This is a genomic window from Nodularia chucula CCY0103 (assembly GCF_963923915.1).
Classification (GTDB): domain Bacteria; phylum Cyanobacteriota; class Cyanobacteriia; order Cyanobacteriales; family Nostocaceae; genus Nodularia; species Nodularia chucula.
Map to the genome: position 1 here is coordinate 60,749 of NZ_CAWUOL010000013.1, position 13,823 is coordinate 74,571.

Annotated in this window: 12 protein-coding genes and 1 pseudogene; 6 read left to right on the forward strand and 7 right to left on the reverse strand. The window is 41.9% G+C overall.

The features are described 5' to 3' along the window. Nucleotides 1-84: 84 nt before the first annotated feature. From deoC to ACM0OP_RS06405, 6 genes are all read left to right on the forward strand, one after another. Nucleotides 85-765, forward strand: coding sequence for a deoxyribose-phosphate aldolase (deoC, locus tag ACM0OP_RS06380; protein ID WP_414527558.1), 681 nt, complete (start codon nucleotides 85-87; stop codon nucleotides 763-765). Between the two features lie 82 nt (nucleotides 766-847). Further along, entirely contained in the window at nucleotides 848-1,735 is an 888-nt protein-coding gene (gene recO / locus ACM0OP_RS06385; RefSeq protein ID WP_414527559.1) for a DNA repair protein RecO, read from the forward strand. Further along, nucleotides 1,722-3,323 carry an MFS transporter gene (locus ACM0OP_RS06390; RefSeq protein ID WP_414527571.1) on the forward strand — a complete coding sequence of 534 codons (1,602 nt, stop codon included), beginning with the start codon at nucleotides 1,722-1,724 and terminating at the stop codon, nucleotides 3,321-3,323. Before recO ends, ACM0OP_RS06390 begins: the two co-directional genes overlap by 14 nt. 369 nt (nucleotides 3,324-3,692) lie before the next feature. Further along, complete coding sequence (locus ACM0OP_RS06395) at nucleotides 3,693-4,838, forward strand: glycosyltransferase family 4 protein (RefSeq protein ID WP_414527560.1); 1,146 nt, start codon at nucleotides 3,693-3,695, stop codon at nucleotides 4,836-4,838. A gap of 333 nt (nucleotides 4,839-5,171) precedes the next feature. Continuing rightward, the gene (locus ACM0OP_RS06400) at nucleotides 5,172-6,140 is read left to right on the forward strand and encodes an orange carotenoid protein N-terminal domain-containing protein (protein WP_414527561.1); all 969 of its coding nucleotides are present in this window, start codon (nucleotides 5,172-5,174) and stop codon (nucleotides 6,138-6,140) included. A gap of 265 nt (nucleotides 6,141-6,405) precedes the next feature. Continuing rightward, nucleotides 6,406-6,996 (forward strand): hypothetical protein, encoded by a 591-nt coding sequence (locus tag ACM0OP_RS06405; protein WP_414527562.1) that lies wholly within the window; start codon nucleotides 6,406-6,408, stop codon nucleotides 6,994-6,996. A gap of 171 nt (nucleotides 6,997-7,167) precedes the next feature. Here the strand turns inward: ACM0OP_RS06405 and ACM0OP_RS06410 are convergent, their stop codons facing one another. The 7 genes and pseudogenes from ACM0OP_RS06410 to ACM0OP_RS06440 form a co-directional block, all read right to left on the reverse strand. Next, the gene (locus ACM0OP_RS06410) at nucleotides 7,168-7,926 is read right to left on the reverse strand and encodes a peptidase (RefSeq protein ID WP_414527563.1); all 759 of its coding nucleotides are present in this window, start codon (nucleotides 7,924-7,926) and stop codon (nucleotides 7,168-7,170) included. Then, a complete protein-coding gene (gene secG, locus ACM0OP_RS06415) occupies nucleotides 7,926-8,156 on the reverse strand; it encodes a preprotein translocase subunit SecG (protein WP_414527564.1) in 231 nt (76 codons plus the stop codon). Before secG ends, ACM0OP_RS06410 begins: the two co-directional genes overlap by 1 nt. Nucleotides 8,157-8,310: 154 nt before the next feature. Then, nucleotides 8,311-9,909 (reverse strand): 2,3-bisphosphoglycerate-independent phosphoglycerate mutase, encoded by a 1,599-nt coding sequence (gene gpmI, locus ACM0OP_RS06420; RefSeq protein ID WP_414527565.1) that lies wholly within the window; start codon nucleotides 9,907-9,909, stop codon nucleotides 8,311-8,313. Between the two features lie 88 nt (nucleotides 9,910-9,997). Beyond that, a complete protein-coding gene (locus tag ACM0OP_RS06425) occupies nucleotides 9,998-11,692 on the reverse strand; it encodes an ABC-F family ATP-binding cassette domain-containing protein (RefSeq protein ID WP_414527566.1) in 1,695 nt (564 codons plus the stop codon). 139 nt (nucleotides 11,693-11,831) lie between these two features. After that, complete coding sequence (locus ACM0OP_RS06430; protein WP_414527567.1) at nucleotides 11,832-12,035, reverse strand: hypothetical protein; 204 nt, start codon at nucleotides 12,033-12,035, stop codon at nucleotides 11,832-11,834. Nucleotides 12,036-12,175: 140 nt separating this feature from the next. Then, the gene (locus ACM0OP_RS06435; protein ID WP_414527568.1) at nucleotides 12,176-12,988 is read right to left on the reverse strand and encodes an Rpn family recombination-promoting nuclease/putative transposase; all 813 of its coding nucleotides are present in this window, start codon (nucleotides 12,986-12,988) and stop codon (nucleotides 12,176-12,178) included. 147 nt (nucleotides 12,989-13,135) lie between these two features. Next, nucleotides 13,136-13,774, reverse strand: a pseudogene (locus ACM0OP_RS06440) (type IIL restriction-modification enzyme MmeI); the annotation flags it as partial. Between the last annotated feature and the right edge of the window lie 49 nt (nucleotides 13,775-13,823).

Consider the following 13,823-nt stretch of genomic DNA (forward strand, 5'->3'; position numbering starts at 1 on the left):
CAGAATATATGTGTTTTAATATATATATAAGAAATGTCTTAATTTTTTATAAAGTTTAATAATAAATTACTGGCAAAAGACACGATGGCAGCAGACTATCCTGATATTGATATTGCGCCATTTATCGATCATTCTCTGCTGATACCAACGGCTACTCCAGAGCTGGTTGAACAATGGTGTGAAGAAGCGTACAGATTTAATTTTGCGGCGGTTTGTCTTCATCCCTCCTATGTGAAGCAAGCAGCAGAACTCCTCCACGGCAAAAATCCCCAAGTTTGTGCAGTGATTGGTTTTCCTATGGGGGCGACAACTTCAGCAGTCAAGCTATATGAGGCTCAGGAAGCTGCGGAAAATGGAGCAACTGAGCTAGATGTGGTGATCAATTTAGGTTGGTTGAAGGCTGGCAAAACTGAAGCAGTTCACCGCGAAATTGCCGAAATTTGTGAGGAAACTGGGCAAACTGTCAAGGTGATTTTGGAAACTAATCTGCTGACGGATGCTGAGAAAAAACTGGCTGCGGAAATATCTATGGAAGCAGGGGCGGGATTCTTAAAAACCAGTACAGGTTGGAATGGTGGTGCTACTTTGGCGGATGTGCGGCTGTTGAAGGAAATTACCAAAGACAGCGTGGGAATTAAAGCTTCTGGGGGTATTCGCACCTACAATGAAGCTATAGAGTTAATCCTCGCCGGCGCTACTAGATTAGGTACGTCTCGCAGTCTGGATTTGCTCCGCCAGCGCGATAACCTGGAAAAGACTGAATAGTTATGGTTTTTTGTGTTTAGTCATTGTTTTTTGCAGAGTAATGACTCATCACCAATAACTCATGACATAAGAGTAATGAGTAATGAGTAGAACTTATAAAGCCACTGGTATTAATCTCAAAGCCCAAATACTGGGAGAATCAGATAGATTAGTCACTATTTTGACTAGAGAGTTCGGTTTGATTCGCGCAGTTGCACCAGGGGCGCGCAAGCAAAACTCTAGCCTGGGTGCTAGAAGTGGAATGTTTGTGGTCAATGAATTACTGATTGCCAAAGGGCGATCGCTCGATAGAATTACACAAGCAGAAACTGTCAAAACTTATCCAGATTTGGCTAAAGATTTGGGGAAGCTGGCGGCTGGTCAGTATTTAGCCGAAATAGTCTTGTGTCAGGCGTTGAGTGAACAACCCCAAGAAGAACTTTATCAGTTACTCAATGAATATCTTCATCAATTGGAAGCATTACCCAGAAATGATACATCTGGTATTTATGCTAATTTAGCTCATGGAGTGTTTCACCTGTTTGCGCTGGCGGGTTTGTCGCCTCAAGTACAAGCCTGTTGTTTAACTGAAAATTCCTTAACACCAAACTTTATAGACCCTAACTGGCGGGTGGGTTTTAGTGTTACCGCAGGTGGTACAGTTTGCTTAGAGGCTTGGGAAAATTTGCGAAAACATAGAGATCAGCCAAGTCTTGTTCTATCAGCCCATCAACCAAACTTAGATTATCAAACAGTTTTTCATCGGCAAGATTTACCAGTAATTTCTTGTCGCTTGGATGCTACAGAACTAGCTATGCTTCAACATCTCTCAGAACCAGAGATAATGCGAATGGATACCGCCAAAAATTATAGCTGGTTATCTGTTGAGCAAATTTTGCGCCAATATGCTCAATATCATTTGGGTCGCCCTATTCGCTCTGCTACCTTGATTGACTCTTATTTTGCCGCTAACCATGATGCAACCGTCTGATTTGGATAGAAAAATCCTGCCTTTGTCACCCAGCCACACAAAAAAACCACATCGGGCATCAGATCCTACAGTCAAGAATCACTTGTGCGCTGTTCCTCAGTCTACAAGTAGTCAAGTAAATAGCCAAGAACAGCCAACACCCGATGTTAATCCCCATGTTCAAGAAATTACCAAAACTGATGTTTCCAAAGCATCGGTAGCTCACATAAATGGTAATGGCGAGAGTTTGTCAGTAGCTTCTACCTCGGAAAAAGAACCACCAGAATTAAATGGCTCTGGTATTGATGGTGAGACAGCATCAGACAATGGGGAACAACAGGGGTTTTTACCTGTGTTAAAAAATCCTAATTTTCTGGCTCTTTGGGGCGGTCAAGTTTTCTGCCAGATGGCAGATAAAGTCTATTTGGTGCTGATGATTGGCTTGATTAATACTCAGTTTCAGGGCAGTAATCAAAGTATTAGCGGTTGGGTATCAGCTTTAATGATTGCTTTTACAATTCCGGCTGTACTGTTTGGTTCTGTGGCTGGTGTATTTGTGGATCGGTGGTCGAAAAAGACTGTACTGGTAACAACGAATGCTTGGCGCGGACTCTTGGTTTTGGCAATTCCTTTGTTGTTATGGTTAACTGATGATTGGCAACCTATTGGGATGTTACCTGTGGGTTTTGGGATTATTTTGGCGGTGACTTTTTTGGTTTCTACACTCACCCAATTTTTTGCGCCAGCAGAACAAACAGCAATTCCTTTGGTGGTGGAAGAACAGCATTTACTTTCGGCTAATTCTCTCTACACCACAACCATGATGGCTTCGGTAATTGTGGGTTTTGCCATTGGGGAACCACTGTTAGCGATCGCTGATACACTTTGGCTGCAAATTGGTGGTAGTGATGGCTTAGGAAAAGAACTTTTGGTAGGTGGTAGTTATGCGATCGCCGGATTTATATTAATGTTATTGAGAACGAAGGAAAAACCCCACCACCCCGACACCGAATTTCCTCACGTTTTCTCGGACTTGCGCGATGGTTTCTCTTACCTAAAAGCTAACTCTCGTGTCCGCAATGCTTTACTACAACTGACTATTTTGTTTTCTGTGTTTGCAGCCTTAACTGTTCTCGCTGTGCGGATGGCAGAAATAATTCCTCATTTAAAAGCCTCCCAGTTCGGATTTTTACTCGCATTTGGTGGTATTGGTATGGCAGCTGGGGCGACCATGCTCGGTCAGTTTGGTCAACGCTTCTCCTACTCCCAACTGAGTCTCTGTGGTTGCTTAGGTATGTCAGCCACTCTTATGGGTTTATCAGTATTCACTACACAATTGGGGATAATTCTCCTGTTAGTCGCCTTGCTGGGTGTGTTCGGATCACTAGTTGGTATCCCTATGCAAACCGCCATCCAAACCGAAACCCCTCCAGAGATGCGTGGTAAGGTGTTTGGTTTGCAAAATAATGTGATTAATATTGCCTTGACGTTACCCCTAGCATTAGCCGGGGTAGCTGAAACCTTGATGGGATTACCAGCAGTTTTTGTGGTGTTAGCTGTAACTGTTTTCTGCGGAGGTCTATTAACTTGGTATAACTCTCAACAGTAGTTATCACTCTTAAATAATATATAATTTCATACATTCTCACTCACAGGAGTTGACGGAAAACTTCCACTTTCATGGTAGACTAAACCCAGCCAAAATCCATCATGGACTTACTAATTATCAATTTGATATGAGTAAGACTAACTTTTTATTAAAAAATAGTTATTAAAAACTGAATATGGCTCTTACCAGTCTACTAAGTAAAATTATCTGTAGTCCATTAACTGTTCCCTTACCTGCTTAGGCGACGACTGCTATATTTAGAGGCTAAGAGTAATTAACTGGGATAGTTGGGAGTTTTACCCAAACTCAAAACCCCAGCCATTAAAAAATTAATAGTTCAAACCCGCTTTTCTGAGTAGCTAATAAAGAATGCACATAGCCTGGATTGGAAAGAAATCACCCTTTTGTGGGAATGTCACCTACAGTCGAGAAGTTACAAATGCTTTGCATCGGGAACACCAAGTTAGTTTTCTGCACTTCGCCCAAGAAGAATCAGAATCTGACAATTGGGGGAATTTTCAAGAAGTGTCCCTACCTTTTATTTACAAATCCCAGGTTTACACAATTCCTACGTTAAAAGCAACTAAGGTATTAACAGATTCGCTGCGGGAAATCAAGCCGGATATAGTCCATGCTTCCCTAAGTTTATCACCTTTGGATTTTATGTTACCGGAAATCTGCGAGCAATTGAAGTTGCCTTTAATTGCTACTTTTCACACAGCATTTGCTGGGAAGGGAGCAAAATTTATTTCGGGAACACAGCTTTTAGCCTATCAACTTTATGCCCCTTGTTTAGCGAACTATGACCGAGTGATTGTGTTTTCCCAAATTCAGCGCGAGTTATTAGCACGTCTGGGTGTCAAGGAAGAAAAAATTGCTGTGATTCCCAATGGAGTTGATGCTATCAAGTATTCTCCGGGAGACTCGACAATTAAGGCGGAATTTAAGGCGGAACGTTTGTTTGTTTATCAAGGTCGCATAGCGCCAGAAAAAAACGTTGAATCTCTTCTCCGGGCTTGGAAGCAATCACAAATGAGGTCTGGGAGTAAGTTATTGATTGTGGGTGATGGTCCTTTGAAGTCTTCTTTGGAACCATTTTATGGTTCGGAATCTGGGATTATTTGGTTGGGATTTGTGGCTGATGAACAGCGCCGCATCGAAATTTTACGGGGTGCGGATGTATTTATTTTACCTTCGTTGGTGGAGGGCTTATCTCTGTCTCTGTTAGAAGCAATGGCCTGTGGAATAGCTTGTTTAGCTACAGATGTGGGTGCAGATGGAGAAGTTTTAAACCAAGGGGCGGGTGTAGTTTTAAAGACTAAGACGGTGCGATCGCAATTAAGAACTCTTTTACCTCTATTCCAAGACCATCCTGAGTTAACAGCTTTGCTGGGACAAAAAGCCAGAGAGCGTGTTTTAGAGCGCTATACCCTGAGTAAAAATATTAGTCAGTTAGAAGAATTATACAAGGAAGTTTTAACACAGTGGCCTGTAACTCTGACTCCCAGAGTCTGAAATATAGCAGGAAAAAGGCTTAATAAATTTGTTAACCCTCAGAACCAGTGATTAATTAGGCGATGAATGCGATCGCCCTCATTGGTTCATTTTTTTGTATAGCAACCGCTAAGGGGTTGGGGAAGAGGCAGGGGAGCAGGGAGCAGGGGGGAAAAGTTCCTAGTCCCCAATCGCCAGTCCCTAGTCCTCAGCCATAGCAATATTTCATAGTAATATTGTATTAGATGTTACTTTAGCGGCATTATGTCATTATTTAATGAAATAACTTTACAAAGTTTAAGATTTATTTTACACTCCTTTACATAACCGCTAAACGTTTAACTAATTTTGAATATGGCTTTAACTATCCAGTCCGCTCAGAATATCTTTTCTAATACTCAAGTACCTAGCCCCATTCCTGCTACCATCGCCCTGTTTGATCAACTCGGTGTTGATGACCAATTGGCATATCTTTGGTACGCTTACACTGAAATGGGTAAGACAATTACTCCCGCAGCACCTGGAGCCGCACGCCTACAACTAGCAGAAAGTTTGCTTAATCAAATTAAGAAAATGTCCCCTGAAGAGCAAACCCAAGTAATGCGGGATCTTGCTAATCGTGCTGACGCTCCTATCAGCCGTTCTTATGGCTTCTTCAGTGTTAATACCAAGTTGGCTTTTTGGTACGAGTTGGGAGAATTGATGAAGCAGGGTGTGGTCGCTCCTATCCCCAGTGGTTATCAAATGAGTCCTGGTGTGCAATTAGTGTTAGAAGCTACTAAGAAACTTGATCCAGGTCAGCAAATTACAGTGCTGCGGAATACTGTAGTCAATATGGGTTTTGATACCTCTGATTTGGGACCCAGTAGCTATCCCAAGCCTGCTGAAGAACCTGCATTTGCTCGTACTGCTCCATCCATCTCTTCAGTTAAAATTGATGGTGTGACAGAGCCTGCTGTACTGAGCTATATTGAAGCGATGAATGCTGACGACTTTGATAAAGCTATTAGTTTGTTTACTGCTGAAGGTGCGCTACAACCACCATTCCAGAAACCTATTGTAGGGCATGAGGCGATCGCTAAATATATGCGCGAAGAAGCCCAAGGGTTGAACATGATGCCAAAACAAGGTATCTGTGAAGAGCAACCTGATGGCTCGAAGCAACTTAAAATTACAGGTGTTGTGCAAACTCCTTGGTTTGGTGTAACTGTGGGAATGAATATTGCTTGGCGCTTCTTAATCAATCCCGAAGGCAAAATTTTCTTCGTAGCAATTGATATGCTGGCTTCTCCTGAAGAACTACTAAGTCTGCGTCGCGTTTAATGCAGCAGGGTAAGTATTTCTTATCCTACTAAAATATTTCTAACATTTGCCAGACATTGACCACATTTAAATATACTTTTTTTTAAACCCTTGTAGGGACTTTCTCTGAAATGTCTCTACATTTTTTGTGTAAAATACTTAGAACTTTAACAAAAATTAACATCTAGTCCTCACCATGCCAAAATGGGAAAAAATTTAAAAGACTTTTAAAGTGATATTTATGCTTAGAAAAAGGGAATATTAAGGTTATAAATCCCTCATTGATATGACGAAATCAAATATTGTGGAACCTGAGAAGAAAAAATTACAAAAGTCTCGTTGGCTTGCATGGATACCTTACCCTAGCTGTTGGCTAAAATCATTGGTTTTGATAATATTTCTCCGAGTGATTATATTTGTAGCTGAGATTTTAGTAAAAGTAGGCTATAACGTTGCTTATTTTGCAAGTAGTCCAGAAATCCTGGGTATATTCATAATATTAACTCTTCTCTGTCCAATTCCAATTATTGCCTTTAGCCATAACTTTCTGCATTTAATTTTCAGTCGTTTTATTCCGGAAATTCAAGCACCAGAAATAGGTATTGTCACAGGATTAATCCCAAAATTAATGAGTTGGTGGGAAGGAATATATGCTTGGCTTGTAATTACTTTATCTACGCTGACAAGTTTTTTAATTGGGACTATTGTTTTACCTTTATTTCAACTTAGTTATCCAACGGCGATTGAAAGATACACACCATTTCAACAGACAATAATAGTAATACTTGGTTTTATTTGGTTAATTCAAGGAGCGCTTATTTACCAAATTGACTACTTGGTTCGACATCGTTTAATATCTGTGTATTCCAGAAAATAGGGAGCATCCCAATTCGGTAAAAACATAGAGAAGACTGATGTAAAAAACCGTTCAGAGGTTCGGCGAAGCCTATTAGACCCTCTTACCTTGGCGTTCTTTGCGTCTTGGCGGTTGCTATAGTTCTGATCGCACTCCAGTTTAGTAGCAATTAGTACAGTGACTCATCTATAACTATTTGTTCAAAGACCATCCTAAATTAGTTGGTTGTTCATAAACGCGCTTCAGGGTATTCACGTCTCTGGGAGAAATGGGTGGCGGGTTGCGAACTTGGGAAAAGTATAAAGCATCCGTTGGTAAATCACTATGTCCCCAAATTCCCAGGGCGTGACCGAGTTCGTGACGGACTGCTGCTTGGAGAAACACACCTGTTTGACTAGGACTCAATAAGATGGTGAAACGGTGAAATAAAATATTGTTTTTGGTGTAAGTCTCATAACTAGCTTGGGCTGAACGCGCACGGGGAAAATTACCATCACGGGAAAATTGCAAAGGTGGTGCTTTTCGCAGAATAATAATATCAGCTATATCTGGTTGCTCCACTACCACCAATGGTACATAATCTCCCCATTCTTGCACAGTTGTTAAGACACTGCTAAACCAAAGTTGAGCCTGCTGATTATTGCTAATTTGTGGTTTTTCTAAGTAGATTTTAATGGGAAATTGCGACCAAACTAAATATCCCACTTGTGTTTTTTCCACTTGGGAAAAGTAATCTCCACTATTTGTCTGATCGTCCCATTGCGCTAATGTCGGCGGTAGGGGATGGGGATATGGGAAAATAAAGTTGCTTTCTATAACAGCAAAAGTTGGTAGACCAGTAAAAACAACTAGCAGCCCTGCACTGATGAATAAGGGCAGAACTGCTAATAATCTTTGGATATTAATATTTGGGCGGATTTTCGGTTTTGGGTATGGGATTTTACTTCCCATTATCGAGGTAGCCAACCAGCACTCAATACCACTGTTAAACCCATAAAAATCACTGTTAGCGCCCAGGTAACTCGGTTTAGGGTATCTTCTGCACTTTTGCTACTGCTAAACAATTGGGTTTGTCCACCGATGGCAATACCATCACCTTTGGGGCTATGTAGCAGCACTAAAACAATCACACCTAAAGCAGAAATAGCCCAAACGATTTGTACAATAGTAGTAGCTGTCATGATAATAATCTCTTTTATAATAAATTTTACATTAGTATTGTGGCATTAGCCAACTTCACGATCATCAGCCTGAATCGGCGGTTTTATCATGCCAAATCCATTCAGTTTTGTAGCTGTGGTTAGGAGTGAGAAAACTCTGCACTCCTAAACTTTTTTACATACCAGCTTCTACAGGGGTACGAGTGGCTTGCAGGTCATATCCAGCTGGTGTCAATAGCGATCGCCCAGTCATTTCTGAGGGTTGGGGTAACTGTAAAATCTCTAAAATGGTGGGTGCAATATCCGCTAGCTTACCATCGCTACGCAGTTCTACATTTGTACCATGTCCAGGAATTTTAATAGTTTCTCCTTCTACCAAAATCAAAGGTACTGGGTTAGTAGTGTGAGCTGTCCAGGGATTACCTTCTTCATCTAGCATATACTCGGCGTTACCGTGGTCAGCAGTAATAATTGCTGTACCTCCGGCTTTGCTAATGCTAGTCAGTAACCGACCTAAACAGTGATCCACTGTTTGAATAGCTGTGACGGTGGCTTCTATTTGACCAGTATGCCCTACCATGTCTGGGTTAGCATAGTTAATCACTACTAAAGAATAGACACCCTTTTTAATGGCGGCGATCGCCACATCTGTCACTGCTTCGGCTGACATTGTAGGGGCTTTGTCGTAAGTTGCTACCATCGGACTACTTACGAGTTCTCGGTCTTCCCCAGGCAAAGGTTCCTCTAGTCCCCCATTAAAGAAATAAGTGACATGGGCGTATTTTTCAGTTTCAGCCGTGCGGAACTGCTGTAAACCATGATTAGCAACTACTTCACCTAAAATATTACTCAAATTTTGCGGTTCAAAAGCTACATCTACTCGTAGTTCTGAATCGTATTGAGTAAAGGTAGCAAAAGATAATGGCTGAATTTGCTGTCTTTCAAAGCCTGTGAATTGGGGACTGACAAAAGCTTGAGTCAATTGTCTCGCGCGGTCTGGGCGGAAGTTAAAGAATATCACACCGTCCCCTGGTTCTATTGCACCGGGGGCAATACGGACTGGATTGATAAACTCATCCTTCACACCTTCAGCATAGGATGCTGCCAAAATTTCCTCAGCTTGACGACCATCAACCGCAGTATCCTGTGTCATCACGTCATAAGCACGTTGCACCCGATCCCAACGGTGATCGCGATCCATCGCGTAGTAACGACCACTGAGGGTGACTATGCGCCCAATTCCTTTTTGATCTATCTGATCCTGCAATAGCTTGATTGCTTTGATCCCCTCTGTGGGGGCTGTATCACGACCATCGGTAATAGCGTGGATACAAACTTGTGAAAGTTCCTGTTTCTTGGCTAAGTCGAGTAGTCCGAACAGATGGGTGAGATGAGAGTGTACCCCTCCCTCCGAACACAGCCCCACTAAATGCAACTTGCCATTGCCAGAGCGTACTTTCTGGCAAATTTTGACAAGTGCGGGGTTGTTGAGGATAGAACCATCTTCCACTGCATCGGAGATGCGTACCAATTCTTGGGGTACTACTCGCCCCGCGCCAATATTCAAATGACCCACTTCCGAGTTGCCCATCTGACCTTCTGGCAACCCTACGGCTTTTCCTGATGTGCTAATGAGGGTGTGAGGGTAAGCTGTCCATAAGCTTTCCATAATGGGAGTTTGAGCAGCGATAATAGCGTTTCCTCGCTGTTCCTCGCAATATCCCCACCCGTCTAAAATGACTAGCACCACAGGAGCAACAGGTGCTTTGGTCATAGTAAAATTGCCCTTTACTTTTTGTAATATCCGAATAATACCACTGCTAATCACCAGCGCAAGTGAATTTATACTGATTCACTTTTGTTCATTTACCTTTTCCAGAGGATTTGGCGGCTTTAGCAGCTTTCTTGGCAGCTTTTTCGGCGGCGATCGCCGCTAATTTAGCTTGTTCCTTTTCTTCGGCAATTTTATCTAGGTAGTAGTGGTAATCTCCTAAGTACACACGAAATTCACCGTCGCGGATTTCAACAATTTTGTTGGCTACTTGGGAGATAAAATATCTGTCGTGGGAAACTACAATGGCAGTGCCATCATAATTTTGTAAGGATTCTTCCAGCATTTCTTTGGCTGGAATATCTAAGTGGTTTGTTGGCTCGTCTAAAATCAGGAGATTAGCTGGATGTAATAACATTTTTGCTAATGCTAAACGTGCTTTTTCTCCGCCACTTAATGCCCCTACTGGCTTAAATACTGTCTCACCTGAGAACAAAAACCGTCCCAATATCCTGCGGACTTCTTCGTTTGTCCAGTCGGGAACTTCATCATGGATGGTTTCCATGACTGTTTTCTTTAAGTCTAAGGCTTCGGCTTGATTTTGCTCAAAGTAGCCGGGAAGTACATTGTGGTCGCCTAATTTGACTATGCCTTCTGTGGGCGGTTCCATACCCATAATTACCCGTAACAGGGTAGATTTACCCGCACCGTTGGGGCCAAGAAAGGCAATGCGATCGCCTCTTTCGATTAAGAGATTTGCAGAAAGAAATAAGATTTTATCATCATAGACATGGGTTAAATCTTTAATTTCCACTACTTCCCGTCCACTCCGGGGTGCAGGAGGAAAGCGGAAGTGCAGGGTTTTCACACCAGCTATAGGGGCTTCAATCCGCTCGACTTTTTCTAGTTGTTTTTCCCGGCTTTTCGCCTGGGTACTGCGAGTCGCACTGGCGCGGAATCTGTCCACGAAGGTTTGCTGTTTCTCTAGTTCTTTCTGCTGGCGTTCGTAGGCGCTAAGTTGTGCTAGTTGATTTTCGGCTTTTTGTGCTAAATATGCTGAATAGTTACCCAGGTAGGTGGCAGAAACACCACGTTCAGTTTCCACAATGTGGGTGCAGAGGCGGTCTAGGAACTCCCGGTCATGGGAAACTATCACCATTGGGGTATTTAAACCTTTGAGGTAATTTTCTAGCCACTCAATGGTTTCTAAGTCTAAATGGTTTGTCGGTTCGTCCAGTAGTAATAGGTCTGGTTTTTGCAGGAGGATTTTACCTAAACTCATCCGCATTTGCCAACCACCGGAGAAAGCGCTAACGAGGCGATCGCCATCTTCGGCATCAAACCCCATTTCTGGTAAAATTTTCCCGATGCGTGCGTCTAAGTTATAGCCATCAAGGGCTTCAAATTGACGTTGTAAGCGATCTAGTTTATCAATCAGTTTATCCAGTTCTTCTGGGGTAGCCGTTTCCATATCGCGCTGTACTTGCGCCAACGACATTTGGACTTTATTGGCTTCTTCAAAGACGATCCAAAATTCTTCTCTAACTGTGCGGCCAGGATCTACTTCAAACTCTTGGTTGAGGTAGGCTATGTGCAAACTGGAGGGACGAACGATTTCGCCGGCGGTGGGTTCAATTTCCCCAGTGATAATTTTTAGCTGGGTGGATTTTCCCGCACCATTAACACCGACTAAGCCAATGCGATCGCCTGGTTTGACTTCCCAGTTGATATCTTTGAGAACTTCGCCTGTAGGATAAATTTTACTGATATGTTCTAGTCGCAGCATCAAGTTTCTCTCAGGTAGGGTATGGGTAGTTAGGGACGAACTAACACCGTCTCTAATATTAACAAAAATTAACTCCAGATTATGCTTTTTGCAGTCTTTGAGGATGGAGTTTTTAACGCAAAGGTACGCTGAAGTTTTATTAGTCGTTATCAGGTTTTTGTGTAGCCTGTCTGACATCTTCTACACTCAGTTCCAAAGCCTCGGCTATTTGCTCTACAGTTAATCCTGCGGCTAACATTGGTGGAACTACTTTTAATTTGCCTTTGCGTTCGCCTTCTTGCTTGCCTTCTTGAAAGGCTTCCTGATAAACTTTAGTTTGCTTTAACTCGCTTAATTCAAACATTACTTCTATGTCCTCCTTGTTCTTCTTGGTGTTGATTTTGTCGGAGATATAAGCATAATTGAGCAAACAGTATTGAATAAGTATGTAATTTTTAACGCAGAGGGGCGTTAAGGTTAACGCAAAGGTACGCTGAGGTTTTATTAGTCATTATCAGGTTTTTGTGTAGCCTGTCTGACATCTTCTACACTCAGTTCTAAAGCTGCGGCTATTTGCTCTACAGTCAAACCAAATACTAATAAACGGGGTATTGAGTCTAATTTAGCTTTGCGTTCACCTTTGCGTTCGCCTTCTTCCTTGCCTTCTTGAAAGGCTTCCTGATAAAATCTGGTTTGCTTTAACTCGCTTAATCCAAACATGGCTTCTATCTCCTTCCTACTCATTTGGGGTAATTTGTAAACCAAGATTGTCTCTATTAATTGTAGTAATTGCTGTTGTTGACGCTGTGAGTTAATTTCTTGTTTGGTTCTGTCGATTAACTCTTTACCTTGTGCGATCGCCTGATCTTCGTTAGCAATGATTAATTTAATCGTAGCAATACCAATGGGTAGCGACGTAGATTCACCTAATTCATCCAGATAAATCCGCCTAACTCGCTGACTGGTAAAGAACTCGCGGTAATGTTTAATACTACCTGTGTCTATGCTTCTGGTTGGGTATAGCACCACAGCACCCCAGTCATTTTGGGGTTGATTTTGGCGGAGATACAAACATATTTCCGCAAACAGTCGCGAATAAATTTCACCATCGGCTTGAAATTGCACTTCCACAAAATAAATTGGGTTTTCTACTGTTTGTATAGGTAGAAAAACACCGTCAAGTCTGAAGGACGTTTGTTTAACTTCAACTGAGGAAAATTGATAGCTATTAGCTTCTTCAGGAGAATTACCAATGAGTTCAAAGAAGATACTAGGGAATTGTTGAAATAGGCGATAAAAAATGCTGTCTGTTTTCATAAATATGGAATTTTTAACGCAGAGGGGCGCTAAGGTTAACGCAAAGGTACGCTGAGGTTAGAGAAAACTTAAATCCTTACCTTTGCGCCTCTGCGCCTAACGCACTTCGTGCTTCGCTTGCGCTGGTGCGTGACACTCTCTTATATTTTAAGGTGTCCAAAGACTAATGACGGTTTGACCTTGTTTTTCCTTCTCCGCTAATTCTAAATTCAAAGTTAGCAGTTTTTCTAAAATATCATCTTTAGCTTTAAAATTATAGGATTGGATTACCAATTTATCTAACTGTTCATGCAGTTTATAAAGTTGGCTGCTGGGTTCGTTAAATAATTTATTATATAGTGTGGTGATTCCCCACTGTTTCGACTCCATTTGTTCAGTGCGGTATTGATGAATTTCTTCCGCTTTGGCGCGAATTTGTTGGACTAATTTAGCATCGGGGTTTTGGGGAAAAGGAAAGGTTTCAAAGCAGGTATTATGAGTGTAGGCGATATCTGCTTTTAAAGTTGATTTTTGCGCGTGCATCCAGGTACGATGGATGTTAGATGAAAGAATCCCCAGGATATAGAAATCATCGGTGGCTATCACAACAGATTTATCCCCAGGTAGCCAATTTAAAGGTGCTGGGATAAATATAGCCCATTTAGAAACTCTGGGTACAGTGAAGTACAAAGACAAAGATGAAATTGCTGTTCTCATGGCTGGTCTTTTTTCGCCATATTTCCACCAATTCATTCTTGTAACATTTCTACGGTTATTCTCTCTTTGTGGTTTAACAGTTTCTTTAATACAGCACTTCCGTCTGTTATGAGGTACACTTAATTAAGATATAAATACT